Raw genomic sequence first — 22,657 nt, 5'->3', positions numbered from 1 at the left:
ATCCTGGAGGGAGGTTCAGGGAGTAGAGGGCATTTTGCAGCCAGGGTTTGGTGTTGACCGATTGACCACCATGTTGCCGGTCCGCAGTTCTACCTGTCACGACCGCCTCTGTCCCTGAGCCCTGCGCAGGTCACGCCGAATCCTGTAGCAACGCCTGCATTCGGTCTCTACAGTCGCCACATGGCCACCGAGAACGAGAGCCCAAGTCCGCCCGACATCACCGTGATGCTCAAAGAGCAAACCAGTGCCTGCAAGGCAGCGCGCGACGCCATCGCCGCCGGCGGCGAGGTAGTGCTCTACGACGGACAGCCGCCACAGTGGATGGTGGTCGGCATCGCTGCGACAAGGCTGAAGCGGTCGTTGAAGATTGGCCTGACGACCCTCGGCCTCGACGAGACCGTTGAGATCCTCCGCGCTCGGCACCGCGACGAGCAATTGCGTACCGGCAACATCGTCGCAGCAGACCGATCTTGGTTCTTCACCCTGTACTTCGACTCCACCGGGACCGAGCTCTTGGCATGCAGCGGCCTCAAAAACGGGCGTCCCTCGCAGGAGAATGGCCAGGAGCTCCAGCTGTAGAGGCCGCCACCCGTGTCCACCGCAGACGCCGCAAGCCGGACAACTCCCTGCAGGACCGCCAGTAGATCATCGTCGGTCATGTCGTCCCCGTCCTCAGACCGGACCCGCGTGGTCCAGCGGCCTGCAAGCTCTTCCAGCTCGGCGGAGCTCGCGTTGGCCAGCGCCCCGGTCAGCCGCTTCGGCAGAGCGAACACCTCAACGCCGTCGTTCAAGGGGGCGGTGACCCACTCCGGCCACGCCCACCCAAGGAGCTGCTCAACCGGCGGGGCCTCGGCCGAAGGCTCCTCGAAGTACATGTCCCATTCGGCGATGGCACTGTCCGGCTCAATGAAACGGCAGGTCACTGACTCAAAGGCCTCACCAGGTCCCCGCAGGCGCGTCGCAGCAGCGGTCTCGTCGTCGGCGGCGAGGAAGAACACTATGTCGTGGGCCATCTGAGTGTGACGGGACGCGGTAGTTGGAACCATGAGGGTGTGGTGACCTTGCGATTCGGACCCCGCAGGTCACGCTTGTTGGAACCACACAGTCACACTGCTTGCAACCTGCGGTGAATTGCCATTCATGTTGGAACCCGCGTCAATATATATGTTCGAGACGCGCGGGCGAAGCCGCCTCACCCGGCGGCTGATGACCGCCGTGCACATCACCAGGGGACTACGCCAGCGTCTTGGAAGAACCTGCCGGTCGGGCCGTCGTCCGGCAGGGTCGCCAGTTTGATGGCGATCGCTGCGCCCTGTTCGGGGGTACGCACGCCGCGGAAGCCGTTGAGGTCGGTCGCGACATAGCCGGGGCAGCCGGCATTGATCAGGATGTTCGTGCCGCTCAGCTCCCGGGCGTACTGGAGGGTGACGGCGTTCAGGAACGTCTTCGACGGCGCGTACGCCACGGCCACCGGACCCGTCATCTGCTCAGCAGCGGTTCCTGACTGCCGGGTGAGGGAGCCGACACTGCTGGACATGTTCACGATCCGCGGTGAGGCAGAGCGGCGCAGCAGCGGCATCATCGCGTTGGTGACGCGGATGACGCCGATCACGTTGGTCTCCACGACCGTCCGGATGGTGGCGGGATCGACCCGGGTGGGCTCCTGTGGCATGCCGCCGGTGATGGCGGCGTTGTTGACGAGCACGTCGAGGCGCCCCGCCTGTTCCTCGATCAGCTGTGCGGCGGCGGTGGCGCTCGCGTCGTCGGTCACGTCCAGCGGTACGCCGAACGCGTCGACGCCGGCCGCGCGCAGTTGCTCCACCGCTGCCTCACGGCGCTGATCGTCTCGGGCGCCGACGCCGACGCTCCAGCCGAGGGCGCCCAGGCCCATGGCGATCTCGTAGCCGATTCCCTTGTTCGCGCCGGTGACCAGCGCAATCGTTCGTTCGCTCATGGAGACCATGCTGCTCTCGGACCCCGGCGGGGGTCCAAGACCGATCGGGTAGGCAGCGATACCGTCAGGGTATTGATCCGGAGTACCGTGGCGGCATGGAGACCCGGGAACTGCGATATTTCGTCGCTGTCGCTGAGGAGCTGCACTTCGGGCGGGCCGCGCAGCGGCTCGGGATCGCGCAGCCGCCTCTGTCACGGGCGATCCAGCAGCTCGAACGCCGGCTCGGGGCAGCACTGCTGGATCGGACCAGCCGCGCCGTCACGCTGACCGCGGCAGGCTCGGTGCTGTTGGCCGAGGGCCGGGCGGCCCTCGACGCGGTCGACGCCGCCGAGCGCCGGACCCGCCGCGCAAGCCTTTCCGTGACCGGCCGTCCCGGCCTGGCCCTGGTCACGAAGGCCAGCGCGTCCAGAGAACTGCTGGCCAAACTGCTCGACGCGTACGCCGCCGAACCCGGCGCGGTCCCCGTCGACGTCATCCTGTGCGGCCCTGCCGAGCAGCAACGACTCCTGCGCGAGGGCCGGGCCGACGTGGCGCTGCTGCACCGGCCGTTCGACACGACAGCCGGGTTCCACACCGAAGAACTCAGCACGGAGGGCCAGGTTGTGGTCCTGCCTGCCGGGCACCCGCTCACCGTCCGCGCCCATGTGCACATGGCCGACATCACCGCCCTGCCTGGCCTGCCCCTGCCACTCTGGCCCGACTCCGACGGCACCTACCCGCCCGGCCCCGGCCCACAAGTCCGCGACCAAGCACAGTTGCTGCAGCTCGTCGCGCTCGGCCGCGCGTGCGCGGTCGCACCGGAGTCGTGCCGAGCCCAGCTGCACGATGACCTCGCCGCCGTGCCCGTGCTGGACGCGCCAGTAGTTACCACCGTCATTGCCTGGCCCCCGCACAGCCGGTCCAGAGCAGTCGCCGACCTTGTCCGGACTGCGACACGTCTCTAGTAGTTCCAACATGCCTGGCCAGGTTCCACCTATCGTGTCCCGGCTCATGATGGCAGCCCGCCGAGCTGACGCGGGTGACGGATATCGAGGCCAGGTGACATCTGTCTCGACCAGTCATATGCGGCTGAAACCCCGCTCTGGACTGCACGGCTTCTGTCAGTGGCCTCTGTCAGGATGCCCCGGTCAACATCGTGATGAGGAGAGACCATGGGCACTTGGGACGTCGGCCCCTTCGACAACGACACCGCAGCGGACTTTGGCGGTGACCTTGATGAGGTAGCTGCAGGCGAACGTGAGGGCATCGTCCGCAGTGCTCTCACACGTGTGATCGACACCGCGGCTTACCTCGAAGCACCCGAATCCGAGGTAGCCGTAGCCGCGACCGCGCTCGTCGCGGCGCAGTGCCCCGGGGGTGAGCCGGCCGATCGAATTTATGGGCCGGAAGAGCCCCTCCCGGATCTCACTGGCCTGCGCGATCTCGCCCTTCAGGCCCTCGACCGCATCATGACCGAACCGTCCGAACTGATGGACCTCTGGGCCGAGTCGGATGGCGGCCCCTGGCGCGCGAACATCCGCCGCCTGCAGAACGTGCTCCTGCCACAGTCATCGGGAGAACAGCTCAGCCTGATCTGACCCACCCCGACCCGCACCCGTCCTACCCGGAAGGTCACTATGAGGCGGCCGGGGCGCCGATGATCCAGGTGGCGATGGTGCCGGCGGGGTCGCTCTCGCCCTTGAAGGCGAGGCTGGTGATCGTCCACCGGTAGGGGTGGCCGGAGCCGTCGAGCAGGGTGTGGGTGCTGCCGCGGCGCAGGTGCTTGATCTCGCTGTCGCGCATCCCGGACAGGTAGGCGATCAGGATGTAGCAGGCGCCTTGGAGCAGGCGGGCCAGGTCGAACGTGCTGAAGCGGGCGTGCGCGTCCCGGTCCTCGTGCCCGATGGGCTCGTCGGCGGCCAGGTGGGGCCAGGCGGCGGAGAGGTGGGGACGAGGGATGTGGCGCCATCCGGGGCGGCCGGTTTCCCGGCGGATGCGGTAGGCGTCGAGTGCGGTGAGGATGTCGGGGGCCAGGTCGTCGATGATGCGCAGGCACCAGGCCAGGAGCGGGCCCATGACGTGTTCGGGGATGCGGTGGGTGGTGTTCTCGGCGCGGGTGCGGCGGGTGCTGTTGCCCCAGTCCTCGCAGTCCAGCGGATCAACGGTGAGGCGGTCGCCGGGCAGCACGGTGCGGTAGCGGTAGAGCATACGGACCGAGCTCTGGGCGACCTCGCGGCTGGCTTCGCTGGGCAGTACGGCAGCGTGCAGGTGCAGCGCGTAGGCGGCGAAGTCGTCGAGGATCAGGTCGGCCAGGCGGGGCTGGCCGGGGCGGGCGGCGACCCAGTGGGTGAAGCGGAGCTGCTCGGTGAAGTGCCGGCGGATCGACATCATCTTCGGCCGCGGCTCGTTCAGCGGCAGCTTGCCGGAGAGCATCGCGGCGAAGAGGTCCTTCAGGGTGGGGACGAAGGTTGCCGGTGCTCGGGTGAAGTTGAGCCGGGTGGGGGCTTGATGACGCTGCAGCAGCGCGGGGGCCAGCAGCCAGGCGTCGTCGTCGTAGCGCGCGGTGTCCTCCAGGCGGTGGCCGGGGGCCAGCGGACGGCCGGCGAGGACGAACCGGCTCCCGCCGATTCCCTCAGGCACTGGCGCGGGTGCGGGGTTGGTCAGGGCTGCTGCCATGGTTCTTCCACCAGGTCGAGGTCGGCGTTGTGGTCAGGTTCGGGGTTGGCCTCGCGGACCTGTTCGGGGGTGAAGCGGGTGAGGACGTCGTGGCGGATCGCCGCGAAGGCAGGCCCGTACCGCTGTCACCAGACCTGCTCGTCCATCTGCCGGCGCCGCTTGTCCATCGCGTCCAGCAGGGCGAGCAGGCGGGGAAGGTGGTCGGGGGTGACGACGCAGTTCCCGCAGTGGAAGCAGTCCAGAAACGACGCGCGGCAGGCGCGGCCGGTCACCGGATGGTTCTCGGCGTCCCGGCAGCCGGACCAGGGGCCCTGCGCGGTGCCCGCCGGGGCGAGGACACTGTCGGGGAGGACCTCGGGCCGGCCCGCGCGGTCGGCGAGACGACGGTGGGCTTCGAGTGCGGCCTGCTCGGCGTCCACGAGGGCATCGGCCATTGCTCGACGAACCGCCGCGCGTACAGCTCCTGCATGGTCGCGGCGACGCTGTCGGCGAAGTACTCGGCGTGCTCTACCCGCGTCTGCTCCGGCCGCCGCGGCACGTCGTCCACCCCGGCGAGGGTGCGCAGAAACCGCTGCAGCGGATTCCACATCGCCAGGGCGGAGGAGGTGGTGCGCAGTCCTCCGCCAGGGCCGATCCGGGCGGCCACCGCGACCGCGAGATCCTCATGCCAGCCAGGCAGCTCGCAGTCCGCGAAGTCGAAGGTGCGGCTCCGGCCGTCCTCGCCCTCGAAGTCCACGCACACGCTGCCGCCCGGCGAGCGGTAGACCGCCGAGCGGACCTCGTAGCCGGTGCCGGGCAGAGCCGCCCGAACCCCGGGGCGGGTGCTCCCGCGCGCGCTCATGCGACCGCCGCCGTCTCGTCGACCACGTCCACCGGCAAGTCCCACCCGCCGGGAACCAGCGCCATCCTGGTCTCCATCTCCAGCTCCGCCAGAGTGTGCAGGTAGACGAGCGTGGTGACCACCGAACGATGTCCGAGCCTGCGCCGCACCCAGTCCAGCGGGTCACCGGCCACCCTGGTGTAGTGCTCGCGCTGGCGCGGGTGCTGCTCGGCCAAAGCCGCCAAGTGCCCGCGCTGCAGCTGCTCCAGCGTCACCACGGCGAAGGTGTGCCGCAGCATGTGCGCGTGGCAGGCCAGCCGCACACCCGCCGCCGTGCAGCGCCGGTTCGAGGCCGCGAACATCTCCTTCCACGCCGAGACCGACAACGGCTGCCGGCCCTCGCCGAGCCACAACATCGCCGGCTCCAGCCCCGCCGGGCCCTCGACCAACAGCAGACGCCGCCCACGCGCGCCCAGGTGCTCCAACTTGACCCGGGACGCCGAACCGACCCGGCGCGCCCACGGCCTGCCCGGGTCCTCCACCACCCAGGGCCTGCGCCACCGCGCGTACCGGCCCGCCGCCTGCGCCTGGGCGACGACCTCCGCCCGGTCCCACCGCCGGTAGTCATCCACATCCCGCAGCACCGCGGTCGGCACGTAGGTCCAGCGCGACGAGCTGCCCTTCGCCACCGCCTGCGGAAGCCAGAACCTCACATAGGCGCCCGACTCCGGTGTCCACCACGGCACCTCGAACACCGTCAGCGCGCACTCCTCGGCCAGCCTGAGCCCGGTGCGGACCATCAGGTCGCAGAACGTCGCGTTGCGCGCCGCCCACCGCGCCCGGAACCCAGGCCGCGGCAGGCCCGCCGCGTCGAAGCCCCGCACCCCCACATCCCGCCACACCCGGTAGGAGACCGGCGGCAGCCACTCCACCCGCACGGCCCCGGTGTCCAGTGCGTACATCGCCGGCCGCTGCTCGTCCGCCGTCCGGCGCGACAACTGCGGGCCAACCCGCGGGCGCCTGGCCACCTGCGGGATCGGGCTTGTCGGCACGTGCCCGGCACGCGCCGCCCACCGGTAGAAGGCGTCCACCCCCGCCACTTCGCGGTTCCAGGTCGACCCGGCGATGCGCGGCCCGTCGCCGTCCCGGCGCCGCCAGGCCAGGTAGGCGAGGTGGTCAACCTCGGCCGCGTCCCGCCAGCCCTTACAGCGCCGCGACACCCACAGGAATGTCAGGAACGCCGCCAGGTCCCGGGCGTAGCCGAACTGGGTGTTCACCGCGTGCATCCGCATCCCCGGCGATTGAAAGAAGCGGTTCAGGACGACGTCGTACTCGAACACCGGCGAGACGAGGAACGGCGTGCCTGCCTCCAGGCCCGGCTCGCGCGGCCACTCCGCCCGGTTCGCCGTCAGCAACCGTACATCGAAGGGAAGTCCGTCTGGAGGGAGGTCGAAGTCCTCCGCCGTGGCTCGCACTCGCCACGCGTTCACGATCATGGCGCTAGGTATATGGTCAGTGACCGACTGCGCACAAGGTTGGTCATCAAGAGCCTCGGGCGAACTCCTTTGCCACGTGGGCCCCTTGGTGCCCGGGGCGGATCAGCGTCTGCGGCTCCGGCCGGACCAGCCGCTCCCTATTCCCGCGACGTGCAGGGCCAGCAGTGTCAGCCCGATCAGCATGACGTTGCTGGAAGTGAAGACGTCGTTGGTCGAGATGTCCGCGGCGTTGATGAGGAACGCGATGAAAAACAGCACGGCTGCTGCGGTGCCAAGCATGAGGATCTCCCCTCGATCAGGTGAGGACCTTGTGCCCCGCATTGCGCGGCTGAGACATGCCGACGGCTGGAGAATTCGACCCATCGGGCAGCGAGCGCCGGGAGTTGGGCCTCGGCTGCACCATCGGCTACATCAGGGGTGGGAGAGTTTCGGCGGCGCCGCACTTCGTGCACACCCTCGTGCCTGGCTGCCTGACCACGGTCAGCGCTTGGTCGAGGTCGAGGATGTCGCCGTCATCCGCGTCTTCGCAGTCATGGACGTGTACCACGTTCCATCCAGGCCGGCCACGCTCACGCGGGAGCCGCTCGATTCTCCACGCTCCCGCGCGCTCCACGGCCTCCACGACGGGGGTGGCGGCGGGCACCGGCTCCAGCCGCTGCGTCGGCGCGTCGACGGCCGGCGCCAACCCCTGTGCCGGAACGTCGTCGTAGACGATGCCTTCCAGCAGGCGGACATAGTCGGCCGGCACCCAGACCATGTACTGGGCGGGCTCCACCCATTCGTCCGCCGTCACCTGCCACGTCGGCAGGCTGACCTGGTACATCCACGCCCGCTGCGTCTGCAGCCGTGCGTGGAGGAGGCCGTTGAGCTCCTGGCCGTCGGGGAGAACCACCAGAACCGGCGGAAGCGGGGCTCTATTCATCTCACCACCACAAGACGTTGCCTCGGTCGGCGAGCCGGAGGTCCCTGCTCCGACCCGTGCTTCCCCGTCTGCTCCGGGTTCAGATCCTTAACCCCGTCGCCACGGTGGCGTTCACGACTGCGAGATGCCCGAGGAGTGGTCCATGAGCTCGCCGCTGCCGCTCGCTGGACCGAGGGGCTCAGGCGTGCAGACGAAAATGACATGACCGACGACGATCCTCTGGCGATCCTGCAGGGGGCTCGGCTCGCGGCGGCTGCCGTCAGCACTGGCGGCGGCTTCTACTGCCGGCACGGCCTGTGCGAGGTGCGCGCCACGCGGTGCGGTGGGCACAGCGCGGGCCAGCGGTTCCAGGTCTCCGTACAGGGCGGTGTGCAGCGCGGCCGCGAGCGCGCGGGCCCGCTCCTCGTCCGCCACGTCGTACTGCGTGATGTGCACCGGCCCCGGCGACGAGCAGGAGCGGACCTCACGGTCGCGGACCAGGCGGATGACGGCGTCCCGGATGGTGTCGCATGCGCTTTCGTCGACGACGTGCCCCGGAGCGGCTGTGAGCGCGTCGGCCGTTACCGTCCACCGCCTGCCGCGGCGCTCGACGGCGACGAACACCACACGCGCCGTCTTGGCCGCCCGTAATCCCGCCTAAGAACACCGCGTACCGGCCATGCGCCGCCACCAGCTCACCGGACGACTCCGGCAGCAGCACCGCCTGGACGTCACCCGCGGGCGTACGCCGGAAGAGTTGGGAAGCGTCTTCGTAGTAGTAGATGACGGAACCGTCACCCGCTCCGAACAGCCGGGCACAGCGGTAGATGAAGATGCACGGCTTGACCCAGCCGCCGGCTTGACGCACGGGCCCCACCTGAGGGTTGTCTCCGGCCGTTACCGGTACAGCTTCCAGTTCGTACCGATCCGCCTTCGCGCCGTCACCCCGAGCACCTCCGCGACCTTGACCTGCCGCATCCCTTGTTCGAGTGGATCTGCCGCCTGCAGCCGGCGCTGCTCCAGTTCAACTGGGCTCAGTAACCGGCGAGTTCGATTCCCCATACACCGGTCATGCCACACATGAGCCGCTCGACAAACAGGACGTCAAAGATCAGTAGGCCGTTCGGGTGGAATTTGGAAAATGAGTCGACACTAGCCGATCCTTCTTCTGTCGATGTCCTAATCTGCTCTTCGATTCTTCGTGGTCACACCGGGAGGAAGGGTAGTAGTCGATGAGCGAGAGTGCGGCAGATAAGAGATCCCCGAAGAGCGTCATTCGCCGTTTCAGCGAGGAAGTGGTGAACAAGGGGAATTTTGAGGTGCTGAGCGACCTCGTGCACGAGGATGTCCGGTTCGACAGTTCCCTGGCAGGTGTGGCTCCGGGAATCGACGGTGTAAGAGAAATCTTCTCTGCGCTGCGTGGAGGATTCTCCGATGCGGCCTGCGCCATCGAGGAACTCGTCGCAGACGGTGAGCTCGTCGCCGAGCGCTTCACCTTTACCGGCACCCACAGAAGTGATTTCCATGGGGTGCCCGCGACCGGCAAGCGGATTTCCATGAGCGGCATGGCGATGTTCCGGGTCGTGGACGGCAGGATCGCGGAGCGATGGGGTGTCGAGGACCAACTCGGGCTGATGCGCCAGCTGGGCGCCCTCGATCGAGGCTGATCCGCCGGTGGACCTAACGCCTGCGCGACCGTGAGCGTGACCAGCTCGGAGTTCGTCAACTGCGGCGGACACCCCATGCATCGTTCCATCTCCAGCTCGTCATCGATCTTCACGTACAGTGCGGTCAACAGGGTGTCCAGGCTCTCGTTCGTCACACGACGATCATGGACGCCCTGTCCGCATTCCCGGATACGCCGCCAGACACCGGACTCATCGTCCAGGTCGGCGGGGAGCGGCGTCGGCCGATCGGCGGCCCGGCGGGATCCGCCTGGGTCAGCAGTGGTTGCGGCGCCCCGCCGCAGAGGGCGAACGGGTCGCCGCGGTCTCCGCCGCCACCTGGAGCAGCCGGTCGATGTCACCGGCGTTGTTGGCCGCACCGACCGACGCGCGCACCGCGCCTAGGGCCCGCACGCCCAGCAGCTTCACATAGTCATCGACCCCGGCCGGATGGCCGCGGCGGAGCGCACTGCGGACCACGGTCGGCGACAAAGCGTTGATCGCCTCGCCTACCCCCGGATTGCAGAAGCATCCGGTACGCACGCTCACTCCCGCTCTCGCCGCGGCCACACCGAGCGTCCGCTCGTCCATCAATCCGCCCCGCGGTCCAGCAGATTGAAGGCGACCGTCGGTCCGCGCAGCACCGTCCCGGCGGCGCCGTGGACGCGTACTGCGGGCTCGCCCCCGCTGTGGCGCAGCGATTGCAGGCCGTCCAGCAGCCGGGACGTCAGACCGGCCGTGTGCGCCTCGATGCGCGGATAGCCGACCTGACGGTGCCAGTCCAGCGCCGCTGTGACATCCGGCACGCACAGGAACGGCAGCGTCCCGTCCTCGAAGCGCTCGGGGCCGGGGGCGTACAACTGCCAGTCGGTGTGCGAGGACGACGCCAGAACCGTGCCGCCGGCGAACCACGGACGCCGCAGGATTTCCAGCGCCTCGTGCCGGGCCACCAGGCAGCCGACCCCCGGTGGGTAGCCGCACACCTTGTACCAGGACACGGCCACGTAGTCGGGCCGCACCATACTGAGGTCCAGTCGGGACGTGGGTACGAACGACGCCGCGTCCAGCAACACCCGCCAGCCGTGCCGACGAGCCTGTTCCACCCACTCCAGGGGGTGCCGGGTGCCGGTCGCGTTGGACTGCGCCGGCCAGGCGAACAACGACGGCGCTCGGGTGTCCCCGCCCGCGTTGAGTGCGCGCGTAACGGCCCCTGGGCCAGTGCGTAGCTCCTCGCCCTGCGGAGGGATCACCCGCACCCGCGCACCTGTGCGGACGGCGTACCGGCGAATCCCCAGAACGGAATTGTGGTTGTCGCCGGTCAGTAGGAGCACGGAGGTGTCGCCGAACGGGAATGCCTCCCCGACCAGTCGCAGGGCAGCTGTGGCGTTCGCCGTGAAGACGACCGCGTATTCGCCGGGATCGGCACGGAAGAACCGCAGCACCGCTGCGCGGGCCTCCTCCATCAGCCGGGTCGATTCCGCCGATGCCGGGGACAATGAATGCGGGTTGCCGAACGCCGCGCCTGCCAGTCGATCACGATGCCCCTGAACCAGCGACAGCGGCGGTAGCCCCGATCCAGCATGGTCCAAATAAGCCTGTCCGGTGGCATCCAGGTAAGGGAATTCCGCAGCACGCAAAATTCCGGTATCGATTTCGTGGCAGTTCATGGCCCACATTCTCCATCGCCAAACCGGGCATTCGTGTATTGCGGCGTCGAGCGCGCTCATGCTGTCCCGTTCCCGTTCCCCGCATCACGGATGCCAAGAGGCATCACACGATCAGCACGACATCCCAGATGACCCTCGCGCGATGCACCGGCGCAGACCCGCCAGACGACTTCTCGCGGCGTACCGACGGCGGCAGTTCGCGCAATCCCTCGCCGGTCCTGGGGCTGTCGGAGGAGGCGCTGCGGGGCCGGCGCCTCGCACTCCTGCAGGCCGCGCTCCTCGAGCACACCGCCCGGCACAACCTCAAGACGGTCATGACGTTCCACCAGCGAGTGGAGGAAGCCGCTGCATTCGCGGAGAAACTGCCCGAGACAGCCGCCGAGCTGAACCACACCGAGGCGTCCGACAAAGCATTGAAAGACGCCGAAGAACTCCCGAAGTCATCAATCGACGCGGAGCTCTACGACCTGGACGCAGACCGCCACGTACCCCCGGACTGCGTCTGGGTGAACTGGTTGAACCGCCGCGGTATTGCGAGCGGTGCGGAGGGCGATGTCGGCAGCGGTGCGCAGATGCTTCGGAGGCCCGCTGCTCCCGCCGGCGCCTGACGAATCCGAAGAGCATCAGGGCCACCCCCCTGCCGCGTAGCAGGCGCGGACGTACGGGCGTGCGGAGGGGTCCCACTCGGGGGAGCCGGGTCCGGCGGCCCCGGTGGTGCGAACTCGCGGTGCCGGCGGTCTAAGCGGATCAGGTCCTGGGAGGTGTCCACCGCGTCGCGGAGGATCGGCTCCTCGGCGGGCCACTCGATCGCATGGCGGTCCGCGAGGGCCGCACGGCGCAACAAGTACGCGCGTGCGCGGTCCACGTCGATCCCGTCGGTGAAGGCGTCCACGATCTCGCCCACGGGGTGCTCCATGGTGCTGGCGATGGCAGCGGCCCGCACCGACAGCTCGGTACCGATGCGCATCACCTCGGCCGCTTCGCGCAGCAGGTCCGGCGCATGCGCATAGACCGCTTCCGGGCGCGGAGCGTCGAACCCGTCGCCCGTCTTGGGGCCGGGGCCGACGGGCGCAACGTAGAAACCGGAGCGCGGGTCTGGGGTGTGCCGCAGATGGATCCGCGTACCGCCATCGACAGTGGTCAGTACGTCTTCCCCTGTTGCCGAGTGGCCGCACGCCACGCAGATCTCAGGGTCGGCGTTATGAATGAATCCCCCTTGGTCGCGATGCCCGATCGGTGTACCGGCACATTGGCCAGAGCAGCGGCGGGTGCGACGCTCCGGGCTCGTGAGGCGGCCATGGGCCGGCGAGATGGTGCTGCAGGTCGATGTGACGGAATTGGTGGACTGTTCCTACCTGGCGCAATACGCCGCGTCGTTCATGGGCGTCGGTGAGGAAGGCGGTCAGGTCCCGGGGGACGTGTCGACGCGCCGCCAGGTGGTAGCGGGCAAGGGTGTAGTACCACCAGGCGTTGTGGCCGAGCGCCGTCGCGAGGCCGACGGTGAGTCCGTAGGCGAGACCGCGGTCGATGATGTGGGGCGGGCTCATCGGCATCGCCTGTCCGCCCGTGGTCCCCTGGCCCAGACCGTAGGAAAACCCGCCCTGTACGGCGTATTCGACGCTGTAGCACAGAAGGAACGCAGCGCCGACCGCGAGGCCGACGACAGTCCACAGCCTGCGGAAGATCCTTCGGTCCTGCTTCAGGAGGGCGGCCGGTCCGATGGAGGTGGCGAGATCAGCCGGTTTGCCGGCGAGGCCGTGGGCAATTCCGACAGCAAGCCCGAACGCGCATGAGAAAGCGAGCATGGTCGTGAAGGTGTAGGAGGGAGTGCCGGTGAGGAGCGACTGGATCCTGAGTACCCCCCAGTGGGTGACGCCGATGGTGGAGCCGCTGGCGAGACCCACCGAAAAGCCCCGCCAGTTCCAGGCCCACAGCGTGCGCACGGTCGGGATAGCGTTCGGGCGGCGTGCGGCCAGGCTGCTTGCCCGAGCACCGATGGCTCCGCCGGCCAGTGCGTAGACCGCCCCGTTGACGAGCGCGCCGACGGCCGCGGCCGTCGGGCCGTAGCTGTGGCGGAACGCGAACCAGAGGACGGCCCCGGCGGTGAAGCCGAGGGCGCACATGCGCCAGTCCCAGAGCCGGCAGCGCGGGTGCCCCGAGGGTGTTCCGGGCTGCCGAACCGCGAGTCTGCTCGACAGGGCACCGACGATTCCGCCGGCGAAGCCGTAGGCGAGTCCATAGGCCAACGTGGTCGGTAGCCATCCTGGCTGCCCAGTACTGAGCGCGTGGGGCATGCCCTCGGCGATGCCCCCGGTCACCCCTGCGACGAGGCCGCAGCCGATGCCGCCTGCGATCCCTCCGGCCAGGCCCGCGACGACGGCTGCGGGCGGGCCCGTCTGCCACCCGGAATCGAGGCCGGCGAGCAGCGCCGTGAGCCTGCCCACCACGCTCGCGGCGGTCCACGCCACGACACCGAGGACAACTCCTGTCACCACCTGGGCGATACGGGGCGGCAGCGCACGGCGCACCTGCCACCAGGCCAGGTCGGCAGTGCCGCCCAGGGTGTGTTGCAGGTGTCGCGCCAGATACTGCAGGGTGTGCTCGGCCTGCTGGGGAGACCAGCGACACGGATACCGCGGATGTGGCCGGTAGGCGGCGGGCACGTACGCGTCGAAGAGATGGGCCCGGACAGCTGCGGTGTCAGGGAAGCGGGTCGGATCGCACAGGTCCGCAGGCGTGGGGAGGACAGTGGCTTGTTCCCCCGGCCGGGGGTTGTACACCGTCCTGGCCAGAAAGAGCATCAGTGGTGTGGTCAGTGCGCGTGCCACGGGGGCATCGGTGCCGAGCAGGTGAATCACCGGATCCCAGCGGGCAGCCGCCGCTGTGTGCCGGCCCCCGGCATCCCGTTTCAGATAGTCGGCGATGTCCGGCGCATCCAAGGGGCGCAGCTCCACGGCGGCGGCACCGCAAAGCCTGACCGGTACGCCGCGGGCCGGGGCCTGCGTGTCCCCGTACTCCGTCACGCGGCTGGACAGCACCAGCGGCTGGCCGAGCGGCAGGGCGGCGTTGATCGCATCCAGCGCCATGGCGCGGAACGGTTCCGGAATCTCGTCGAACCCGTCCAGGACCGGCAGGATCAGTTGGCCCTCCAGTAATGCTCGGGCATGGCTGACCTGCCCAGGGTGTTCCGCATGCCCCACCTCTGGGGCGCCAAGACCGCTGTAGTCACGCGCGAGCCGTTCCGCCATCCAGAATTCCAGCGTCTGCTCCGCAGGATTCCACGAGGCCAGCGGGAACAGCACCGGAACCGGGCTTCCCTCTGTGCGCTCGGCGGCCAAGGCCAACAACAAGCGGATCAGCAGCATCGTCTTCCCGCTTCCCGGTTCACCGAGGACCACAAGGCGGCGTGTCGGCACCCGTTCCAGGAACACCTCGGTGATCTCCCCGCCTGTCCCGGCCAGTCCAGCAGGCCCAGTGGCCCAGCCGGAGGAAGGAGCCGACCTGCCGGACGGCCAGTCCCCGGCCATCTGCCGCAGGAGGGACCACGATTCGCCGAATCGCGGATCGGCTGCCTGCCAGGAGACCGGGAGCGGATAGGGGTCGTTCAGCCGCCGCACCCGGGCCTCCGACTCCCACTGGCTCCGCACGGCCACTGCCAGCCGATCGGCGATCTGGGCCACGTCGTACCCGTCGGCGGCCTCCCGCCGATCGGCCCGGAAGGTTGCCCAGGACAGGTACAGGCCGCCTACGGACGGAAGCAGAGCCGCTACCGTCTCTGCCACCCGCAGATCGAAACGGACGGCAGTGCACACGGCCCCAGCCATGCCGCCAACTGCCAACACGAGATAGAGCACACCAACCCGCAGTGTCCGCCTGCCAGTCCCCATGGCCGGATTTTCCAGCGGCAGGAAGGGGAGGCTTGCGGGAACAGCGGCTCCGCCCCACGTACGAGTGACAGATTGGCCGTCTTCGTGAGGCCTTGGGGGGACAGCCTGACTCCGACGCGTGAGCGGCCCGCCGGCGGTCTCCCCGGCGATGTCCGCAGATCGGAGATAGCCGATGGGCAGGCGGTGTTGGGGTGGTTGGATGGCGTGGTGTCAACGCCCGTTTTGGTTCGTTGAGCATGCCGTCCCGCGTCTGGTGGGAGCGGTTGGACGGCGGGGAGATAGCTGATGAGTGATCGAAGCGCAATTGAGTGGACCGAGGCGACGTGGAATCCGGCGACAGGATGTGACCGGTTTCGGTTCGGTACGGGTGGAAGAGCCCGCGGACGGTGTTCGTGAACTCCATATCGGATCTGTTCCATGCCCGGGTGCCGCTGGACTTCGTACGGCAGGTCTTCGAGGGACATGGCAGACACGCCGCAGCATACGTACCAGGTGCTGACGAAGCGGGCCAGGCGTGAGCGTCTGATGGCCGCGGTGGCCCGCTGCCGCAACGACGACATGGAACCGCCGGCCCGGGGAAGGCCGATCGCCTGGTGGGCAAGGAGATCAAGGCGTTCGAGGACCGATTCTGCCGGATTTCACTGGAGGGGCTGTGGCGGGCGCCCCCGGGAACTGGCAGCCTCCGCATGCCGGGCGCCTGTGCGGACGGGGGGTAGTAGGCGGTGATGGTCCTTCGCGAGCGTTCACGAAGGACCATCACCTGCAGAATCGGCGGAGGTTGCCGATCAGAGCCGGTGGCAGGTCAGGGAAGGGTCGGGCCGGATCAGTTGACGCACCCGTGTAGCGGTGTGGGGCTGCAGTTGGTGGGGCGGTTGTGTACTACACGGCTGGAGATCAGGATCACCGTGTCCACGCGGTCGTCCCCCCCGTTGTAGATCCCGCCGGGAGCCCGCTGGGAGGAGTTGTTGTCGACCGAACTGTCCCGGAGTGTCATGAGGTTGAACGGTTCGACAAAGATGCCGCCGGCTACGCCGTTGGCGCCGGTGGTGGTATTGCCGTGGACACGGCTCCGGTTGAGCCTCGCTGCACTGCCACCGGTCTGGTAGATGCCGCCGGCCGAGACGGCTGCCGTGTTGTCGCCGACGGTCGTGTCGTTGAGGTCCACGCTGGTGAAGGCGCCCTCGTTCTCGGCTACGGTGATGAGCAAGCCGCCTGCCACAACACCGGCGTGATTCCTGGTGATTTTGGTGTCGTTGACGACCACGCTGGGGCCGCCCACGACGAGGCCGCCGCCCTGGCCATCGGCACTGTTGCCGCTGATGGTGCTGTGCGAGTACGTCGCGATGCCGTCCACGTGCCACACTCCGCCACCATCGTGCGCGTGGTTGCCCCTGATGACACTGTTCCGGATGGTGAGCGAAGAGTCCTCCTGTTTGCTGAACAAGGAATAGTGATTGATGCCTCCGCCGAAGCCGTCGGTACTGTTGTCGACAACCTTGCATCCGTCGAGCGTGAGCTTGCTGCCGAACACGCTAATGCCGCCGCCGTTACCCGGGTTATCCGCACTGCTTGTTACTGAGCGGCCATTGCGGATGGTGACGTCGTGGAGGGTCAGGTCTCCTTGTCGGGGAAAGCCGATCTCATCGGGGGCGCCGACCTGGAAGATGCGGAATGCTGTCGTGGAGCTGCGCCTGATGGTGCTTCCGTTGCCGTAGACAGTGATCTTGCTGGTGATCACCGGTAGAGCGTTGCCCTCGTTGTCCGGCGTCGTGATGGTGTAGGTGCAGCGACGGGCGAGGCTCAGCGTGCCGCCACCGGCGTCATTCGCTTTCTTGATCGCGTCCTTGAGGGCCTGCTCGCTGCAGCGGACCCGATCGCCGTGGTCGGCGTCGTCGGCGTGAGCGGTGGCCGGAACGCCGATGACAGCTGCGACCATCACCGCCGCCCCGGCAAGAGCCCTGAATCTCGACATGCACTCGCCCTTCTGAGGGTGGACGGGGCGCACCAATCCGAATCGGCTCACCGATGCGCCTCGAATATTTTGGGGTCTTAGGCGCAATTTATGCGTTACGCATCGTTTCCGTGCTGCGGCGTGCTGTTCACTCCTCCATCTGTGGAGGGGCGTACGGGCCGTCCACTCGAGACGGTGGCGAAGCGTTCGCCGGTGTCTCACCGCCGCCCGGCAGCCTTCTGGGCTGCCGCGGTTCGGGTCGGGCGCCGGGTCATCAGAGCGATGAGTGACCAGGTCGGATGGGCTTCACTGTGGTGCGTAAGGCGTTCGTAGTCCCTGACGTTTCGGCGGGCGTGCATGATCCAGCCAAGCGTTCGTTCCACCTTCCAGCGGCGCGGCAGAACGACGAACCCCTCGGCGCCTCGGGCCGGGAGACGGTCTTGAGGGTGATGTGGAGGAATCGCCGGCCCAGTCGACGAGCTGGCCGGCGCATGCGGAGTCGGCCCACACTTGGGGTGAGCTGGGGACGCGTGAGGCGCAGGCGCCAGAGCATTTCGCGGGCGGCGTCCCGGTCGGTCATGTCCGCGGGAGTCACCATTACCACCACCGGCATACCCTTGGTGTCGACGGCGATATGTCGCTTGCAGTCGTTGATTTTCTTCCCGGCGTCGTACCCTCGGCTGGCCTTGCCGACCGTGTCGGCGGCTTTCACTGACTGGGAGTCGACGATGAGGGTGACGGGGTAAGGGCACCGGCCGAGCTCGCCGGGTCCTCGCCCGTCGTCCCTGCTGCTGGCTGCCAGCCGTTCGGTCTCTCACTCAGGACTCTCTTCCATGAGGTGACGCCGAAAAGAGAAGGTAAAGGAACACCGGTAGGGCGCCCGGCCGTCAAGCCGGTGTCCTGGCACTCAAGCGAGCATCCACGCTCGCTGTCGGGCGGTTGGCGTGCTGGCTCGGACAGGATGGGGGTGTTCAGAGCCAACTGGCTCCCGGTGCGGGCTCGTTGCCGTGCCGCCGTCAGTGAAGAGGAACTGCGATGAGTACTGCACGCCGGAGGTCCGAGTGAGCGACGACGACGTCCTGGGTGACGTCTCGCCCCAGGAGGGATGAGGCCAGCCGGTGCGTGCGCCGCTGTCCTGCCCCTGGACTACGAGGGCTTCTACCTCGGCCACCAGGAGTTCTTCCATGCCTTCGCCGAAATCCATCTCGGCAGCCGACGTGCTGCCGAAGGCGTGGTCCACCGGCGCCGCCGGGAACTCCAGGCCTCGAGGCGGTTGGGGAGGGCGAGGTTGACAACGTGGGCGCGCGTGAGGAGAACCGGACGATCAGGCTCCCCGCAAAGGGCGAAGGCCCAGCCGCCGGCGACCTGACCGCCTGAGGCCAGCACAGTCACGAACGCCGACCACAATGGGTCATCCGCCTCCAGCACGGCCAGCCCGCCCATATTCGCGTCAGCTCGGTGACTGCCCGTCACCAGTCAACGGCGTGGAAGGGGGCGGCGATGTGTTCGCCGCACTTGTTTCCGGCGTATCGCTCCTCGAGACGTTCCACGTCGCCGTCACCGTGACGCCTCGCCGCCGCTCACCACCGCCATCTTCAACCCAGGAGTGAGCTTCACGCCGCACTCCACCGACAGCTCATCAGGCGCACTACTCATTCCATAAAGGACCCGGACCGCGCCGAGAGCTGCCGGTCTGCAGGAAGGCGACTATGAGCGGGGGTTTTCGTCCTAGCCGTTCAGCGGACGGGCCCGGTCAGCTCAGCTCCAGCCGTCGCCGAGCTTCGTGGGCAGGGTGTCGGCGAGGTAGTGCTGGATGGTGGGGGCAAGGAGGTTGGTGACGGTGTCGGCGGGGAGGGTGGCGATGTCGCCGACCTGCCAGATGTAGCGGTTCATGACCATGCCGACGATCTGGGTGGCGATGAGGCTGGCGCGCAGGGTGCGTTCGGTCTCGGGCAGGCTGTGGGAGACGACGGCCAGGACGAGTTCGGAGAACAACTGCCGCAGGCGGTGCATGGCGGCGGGTTCCTGGGCGGCGGTGAGGATGATGCAACGCAGGATCTCGGCGGAGGCGGGGTCTTCCCACAGGCGCAGGCTGGCCTGCACGAACGCGCGTCCGCGCTGGTGTATGGGCTGTTTGGCGGCGGCGGCCACGGCTGCGCCGAACGCCTCGGGGGGTTGCATGACCGCTTCCAGCAGCCCGGTCTTGGTGCGGAAGTAGTAGTTCACCAGGCCGGGGTCGACGCCGGCGTCCTGGGCGACCGACCGCAGTGAGGTCGCGGCGTAGCCACGGGTGGCGAAGGATCTGCGGGCGGCGGCGATGATCTTGTCCGCCTGCTCTCCGCGCTCTCCTCGGGGACCTCGCCCAGTCACACCGCATCACCTTCCGTAACAGGTCAGAGAAGGGACTTCCGTCCGCGACAGTTTCAGCATACGGTGAAATTAGTTTCTACATGCGAGGAAATTAGGAGTTGATCATGCGCACGGTCAAGGACGAATGGATCACGGCGTCCGACGGCGTCCGGATCTGCGTAGATGTGTACCTGCCCGACGGGGATGGCCCGTTTCCGGGGTTGTACGCAGTAGCGCCCTACCAGAAGGACCTGCTGTACCTGCCTGCGGTGTCAGTGTTCCGGTACATCGAGACCGGCCCGCTCGACTACTGGACCGGCCACGGCTACGCGGTCGTGGTCGGCGACCAGCGCGGCACCGGCAGGTCCGGAGGGGAGTTCGAGCTGTTCGGACTCGCCGAGCAGCGTGACTTCTACGACACCATCGAGTGGATCGCCTCCCGGCCCTGGTCGACCGGGAAGGTGTCGATGATCGGGGAGAGCGCCTACAGCGTGAACCAGTGGCTGGCCGCCGCGCAGCGCCCGCCGCACCTGACCTGCGCGCTGATCTACAGCGGGTTCACGAACCTCTACCACGACGCGGTCTACCACGGCGGGGTCTACTCCATGGGGTTCCTCAACTTCTGGTCGACCGACAACCTACGTGCTAGCGCCACCATCGGCGGCGGCACCCCGCCCCGGCCCGGCGGCGTCACCGCCGACATCATCGGCATGACCCTGGACCGGCCCGTCGTCGACGACTGGTGGGACCAGCGAGCGGTGAAGGTGGAGGACATCGACATCCCGGTGCTCAACATCGCCTGGTGGTACGGCGTCGGCCTGCACCTGCGCGGTCAGCTCGACGGCTACGAACGGCTCAAGGGCACCGACAAGCGCCTCGTCGTGCTCGCCGGCATCGACAGCCACGAGCGCTACTACCAAACCGAGTTCCTCGACACCTACATCCGCCCCTGGTACGACCACTGGCTCAAGGGAATCGGCAACGGTGTCATGGACGGCCCGCCGGTCCGTATCCAGGTCGGCAACACCGGGAGCCGGCCGCGGGCGGAATCCGAATGGCCACCCCAGCGCGCCGTGCCGACCACGTTCTACCTGCACCCCGAACCCGCACACGCCGTGCGCTCACTCAACGACGGCAGCCTCACCACCACCCCGCCCACCCAGTCGCCCGGCGAGCCGACCGCCTACGACTACCCCAACCCCGAGTGGACGGTGGGCACCACCGTCATCACCGACGGCATCCCACAGCCCACCCGCGGCATCCTCACCTTCACCACCCCGCCGCTGGAACACGACACCGAGGTCACCGGGAAGATCACCCTGGTGCTGTACGCCGAGTCCGACCAGACCGACACCGACTTCCACGTCAAGGTCTCCGAGCAGAAGGCCGTTCCGAAGCTCAAGGAGGCCCTCATGCGCAAGGTCGCCAAGAACGTGCCGCTGCCCTCCGCGATGGTCACCCGCGGCTGGCTGAAGGCCTCCCACCGCACCCATCCGCCCCAGCCGATCGAGCCGGGGAGCGTCGTCCGCTACGAGATCGAGGTCTGGCCGACCTCCTACCTCTTTCCCAAGGGCAGCCGCATCCGCCTGGAGATCGCCAACGGCGACTCCCCTGTCGCCGACGGCCTGTTCCACCACTACTACGGCCACCAGGTGGGCCGCGACCTCATCCATCACGACGCCGACCACCCCTCCCACCTCATCCTGCCCGTCATCCGCTGACTCCCCGACCTCTTCCAACGGAGCACCCATCGTGGCCACCACATCGTCCGCACCGAGACCGTCCGCCCGCCGCCTCACCGAAACCAACGCCCGGGTACTGCGAGCGGCCGCCATCGGCATTGCTCTCCTCGCGAACCTCGCGTACGTGCTCGTCCTCACCGACGTCGCCGGGTACGACCTCAGGACTCCCGCTGTGTTCGGCAGACCGGCCCAGTCCATCCTGATCAGCGTGGTGATCGCCTCCTCCGTCGTCCCGGCGCTGCTCGGCTGGGGACTCCTGGAGCTGCTGGAACGATTCGTCCCTCGGCGGGCCACCGTCATTTGGGCGGCGCTCACGGGTCTGGTGCTCGTCGGCGGTCTTCCCTACAACGGGGCCGGCGTCACAACGTCCGACCAGCTCCTGCTGGCCCTGATGCACCTGATCGTCGGCGCGGTAGTGATACCCGCATTCGTGATCACGTCACCGCGCCGATCCTGACGCCCGGCTCCGGCTGTCCGAACAGCTCGTGGTGCCATCACCGGTGTGACTGACGGCGTCTGCACCGTCCACCCCATGCTTTCCGCCCTTCAACTGGGCCCCTGCGTCCAGGTCGACGCCGACGCCGGCCTCCCTCCCCGCCTGACTTGCCCGACGAGAGCCGCCGCACCCACCCTGGAGACCGCCATGACCATGGCCTACCTCGCCCAGCCCGACAAGCAACAGACCCTTGAATGGCTCGACGGGGGGCTGTTCACGATCCTGCTCGACAGCCAGGCCACCGAAGGACAGCTCAGTGTCGGACGGTTCGACATCCACAAGGGCGAGGCCCCACCCTTCCACCTCCACACCCGCGAGGACGAGGTGTTCCTTCTCCTCAAGGGCGAGGCACTCGTGTGGGTCGGAGACGAACGCCACGAACTGTCCGAGGGCGGCGTCGTCTACCTGCCCCGCAACATCCCCCATGGCTACCGCATCACGTCCGACCGCGCAGACCTCCTCCTCATCGTCACCCCCGCGGGCATAGAGGAGATGTTCCGGCACGCCGGACGCGACGTCACCACCCCCCGCCCTGACGGGTTCGAGATCACCAAAGCCAAGCTCGCCGAAGCCGCTGCCCTGCGCGGCACCCGCATCATCGGACCACCTCGCTGACCATCCGCCTCCACCGCGTCCGCCCCCCACCCGCCGTCCCGAATCCACCGCGGGACGGCCCGCCGCTCCGCTCGGCGTGCCGATTCCCGCATTGGTGATCACGTCACTGCTCAGATCCTCAAGCCTGGCTCAGGCCGTCCGAGGAGCTCGTGGTGCCCTCCTGTGCACGTCCAGTTCCTCGACCTCGAGACGGCGTCGAGCGCTTCGTTGTACGTGCCGTCCCGTCGTGCAACAGGAGCGCGGTATTTCCTGCGCACGCCGCGGTCAGCGGCACCCGGACCCGCCGGGGGCAGGCTGCGGCGGGGTCGTCCCCGAGGGAGGTGGCCGCGGCGCCGCAGGAGCGCGCCCGATCGACGTCGGCCGCCCGCTGAACACACCTCCGTCCAACCCGAAATCGAGGGAACCACCATGACCAATCTCGCCACCCTGCTGACGGGCTCCGCGTCGGCCCACGGTGACC

General features: G+C 68.3%; 21 protein-coding genes and 3 pseudogenes. 9 read left to right on the top strand and 15 right to left on the bottom strand.

Annotated elements, in window-relative coordinates:
- The first annotated feature begins 180 nt into the window (after positions 1-180).
- Positions 181-579 (top strand): hypothetical protein, encoded by a 399-nt coding sequence (locus OG735_RS01845; protein ID WP_327321355.1) that lies wholly within the window; start codon positions 181-183, stop codon positions 577-579.
- 643 nt (positions 580-1,222) lie between these two features.
- Here the strand turns inward: OG735_RS01845 and OG735_RS01840 are convergent.
- A complete protein-coding gene (locus OG735_RS01840) occupies positions 1,223-1,954 on the bottom strand; it encodes an SDR family NAD(P)-dependent oxidoreductase (RefSeq protein WP_327321354.1) in 732 nt (243 codons plus the stop codon).
- A 95-nt stretch (positions 1,955-2,049) separates the two neighbouring features.
- On the opposite strand from OG735_RS01840, the gene OG735_RS01835 reads away from it, so the two are divergent.
- Both OG735_RS01835 and OG735_RS01830 read left to right on the top strand, forming a co-directional pair.
- Positions 2,050-2,898, top strand: coding sequence for a LysR family transcriptional regulator (locus OG735_RS01835; protein ID WP_327321353.1), 849 nt, complete (start codon positions 2,050-2,052; stop codon positions 2,896-2,898).
- 207 nt (positions 2,899-3,105) lie between these two features.
- Positions 3,106-3,531 carry a DUF4259 domain-containing protein gene (locus OG735_RS01830; RefSeq protein ID WP_327321352.1) on the top strand — a complete coding sequence of 142 codons (426 nt, stop codon included), beginning with the start codon at positions 3,106-3,108 and terminating at the stop codon, positions 3,529-3,531.
- Between the two features lie 37 nt (positions 3,532-3,568).
- Here the strand turns inward: OG735_RS01830 and OG735_RS01825 are convergent, their stop codons facing one another.
- The 7 genes from OG735_RS01825 to OG735_RS01795 form a co-directional block, all read right to left on the bottom strand.
- The gene (locus OG735_RS01825; protein ID WP_327321351.1) at positions 3,569-4,609 is read right to left on the bottom strand and encodes a hypothetical protein; all 1,041 of its coding nucleotides are present in this window, start codon (positions 4,607-4,609) and stop codon (positions 3,569-3,571) included.
- A gap of 125 nt (positions 4,610-4,734) precedes the next feature.
- The gene (locus OG735_RS01820; RefSeq protein WP_327321350.1) at positions 4,735-4,881 is read right to left on the bottom strand and encodes a hypothetical protein; all 147 of its coding nucleotides are present in this window, start codon (positions 4,879-4,881) and stop codon (positions 4,735-4,737) included.
- Entirely contained in the window at positions 4,878-5,450 is a 573-nt protein-coding gene (locus tag OG735_RS01815) for a hypothetical protein (RefSeq protein ID WP_327321349.1), read from the bottom strand. Before OG735_RS01815 ends, OG735_RS01820 begins: the two co-directional genes overlap by 4 nt.
- Complete coding sequence (locus OG735_RS01810; protein ID WP_327321348.1) at positions 5,447-6,925, bottom strand: tyrosine-type recombinase/integrase; 1,479 nt, start codon at positions 6,923-6,925, stop codon at positions 5,447-5,449. Before OG735_RS01810 ends, OG735_RS01815 begins: the two co-directional genes overlap by 4 nt.
- A 102-nt stretch (positions 6,926-7,027) precedes the next feature.
- The gene (locus tag OG735_RS01805; protein ID WP_327321347.1) at positions 7,028-7,204 is read right to left on the bottom strand and encodes a hypothetical protein; all 177 of its coding nucleotides are present in this window, start codon (positions 7,202-7,204) and stop codon (positions 7,028-7,030) included.
- 127 nt (positions 7,205-7,331) lie between these two features.
- Entirely contained in the window at positions 7,332-7,847 is a 516-nt protein-coding gene (locus OG735_RS01800) for a DUF6233 domain-containing protein (RefSeq protein WP_327321346.1), read from the bottom strand.
- A gap of 111 nt (positions 7,848-7,958) precedes the next feature.
- Positions 7,959-8,453 carry a hypothetical protein gene (locus OG735_RS01795; RefSeq protein WP_327321345.1) on the bottom strand — a complete coding sequence of 165 codons (495 nt, stop codon included), beginning with the start codon at positions 8,451-8,453 and terminating at the stop codon, positions 7,959-7,961.
- 605 nt (positions 8,454-9,058) lie between these two features.
- Between OG735_RS01795 and OG735_RS01790 the strand changes: the two genes are divergently transcribed.
- Positions 9,059-9,493, top strand: a complete 435-nt coding sequence (locus OG735_RS01790; RefSeq protein ID WP_327321344.1) for an ester cyclase — start codon at positions 9,059-9,061, stop codon at positions 9,491-9,493.
- A 14-nt stretch (positions 9,494-9,507) separates the two neighbouring features.
- On the opposite strand, the pseudogene OG735_RS41785 reads toward OG735_RS01790, so the two are convergent.
- From OG735_RS41785 to OG735_RS01780, 3 genes and pseudogenes are all read right to left on the bottom strand, one after another.
- Positions 9,508-9,648: pseudogene (locus OG735_RS41785) on the bottom strand (IS982 family transposase); the annotation flags it as partial.
- Between the two features lie 118 nt (positions 9,649-9,766).
- On the bottom strand, positions 9,767-10,081 hold the full coding sequence (locus tag OG735_RS01785) for a hypothetical protein (protein ID WP_327321343.1): 315 nt from the start codon (positions 10,079-10,081) through the stop codon (positions 9,767-9,769).
- Complete coding sequence (locus OG735_RS01780; protein ID WP_327321342.1) at positions 10,081-11,157, bottom strand: aminotransferase class V-fold PLP-dependent enzyme; 1,077 nt, start codon at positions 11,155-11,157, stop codon at positions 10,081-10,083. Before OG735_RS01780 ends, OG735_RS01785 begins: the two co-directional genes overlap by 1 nt.
- Positions 11,158-11,357: 200 nt before the next feature.
- Here OG735_RS01780 and OG735_RS01775 point away from each other — a divergent pair.
- Positions 11,358-11,675 (top strand): annotated as a pseudogene (locus OG735_RS01775) (DEAD/DEAH box helicase); the annotation flags it as partial.
- A gap of 681 nt (positions 11,676-12,356) precedes the next feature.
- Here OG735_RS01775 and OG735_RS01770 read toward each other — a convergent pair.
- A complete protein-coding gene (locus tag OG735_RS01770; protein ID WP_327321341.1) occupies positions 12,357-14,939 on the bottom strand; it encodes an NACHT domain-containing protein in 2,583 nt (860 codons plus the stop codon).
- A 491-nt stretch (positions 14,940-15,430) separates the two neighbouring features.
- Here OG735_RS01770 and OG735_RS01765 point away from each other — a divergent pair, with 491 nt between their 5' ends.
- On the top strand, positions 15,431-15,562 hold the full coding sequence (locus tag OG735_RS01765) for a hypothetical protein (protein ID WP_327321340.1): 132 nt from the start codon (positions 15,431-15,433) through the stop codon (positions 15,560-15,562).
- Positions 15,563-15,867: 305 nt separating this feature from the next.
- Here the strand turns inward: OG735_RS01765 and OG735_RS01760 are convergent, their stop codons facing one another.
- The 3 genes and pseudogenes from OG735_RS01760 to OG735_RS01750 form a co-directional block, all read right to left on the bottom strand.
- Positions 15,868-16,980, bottom strand: coding sequence for a hypothetical protein (locus OG735_RS01760; protein WP_327321339.1), 1,113 nt, complete (start codon positions 16,978-16,980; stop codon positions 15,868-15,870).
- Between the two features lie 266 nt (positions 16,981-17,246).
- Positions 17,247-17,758: pseudogene (locus tag OG735_RS01755) on the bottom strand (transposase); the annotation flags it as partial.
- Positions 17,759-18,753: 995 nt separating this feature from the next.
- A complete protein-coding gene (locus OG735_RS01750) occupies positions 18,754-19,365 on the bottom strand; it encodes a TetR/AcrR family transcriptional regulator (RefSeq protein ID WP_327321338.1) in 612 nt (203 codons plus the stop codon).
- A 104-nt stretch (positions 19,366-19,469) separates the two neighbouring features.
- On the opposite strand from OG735_RS01750, the gene OG735_RS01745 reads away from it, so the two are divergent.
- From OG735_RS01745 to OG735_RS01735, 3 genes are all read left to right on the top strand, one after another.
- Entirely contained in the window at positions 19,470-21,065 is a 1,596-nt protein-coding gene (locus OG735_RS01745; RefSeq protein ID WP_327321337.1) for a CocE/NonD family hydrolase, read from the top strand.
- 31 nt (positions 21,066-21,096) lie between these two features.
- Positions 21,097-21,543, top strand: a complete 447-nt coding sequence (locus OG735_RS01740; protein ID WP_327321336.1) for a DUF6069 family protein — start codon at positions 21,097-21,099, stop codon at positions 21,541-21,543.
- Positions 21,544-21,618: 75 nt separating this feature from the next.
- The gene (locus OG735_RS01735; protein WP_327321335.1) at positions 21,619-22,197 is read left to right on the top strand and encodes a cupin domain-containing protein; all 579 of its coding nucleotides are present in this window, start codon (positions 21,619-21,621) and stop codon (positions 22,195-22,197) included.
- The last annotated feature ends 460 nt before the right edge of the window (positions 22,198-22,657 follow it).

The sequence above is a fragment of the Streptomyces sp. NBC_01210 genome, assembly GCF_036010325.1.
Classification (GTDB): Bacteria; Actinomycetota; Actinomycetes; order Streptomycetales; family Streptomycetaceae; genus Streptomyces.
This window is presented reverse-complemented; position numbering and strand designations above follow the sequence as displayed.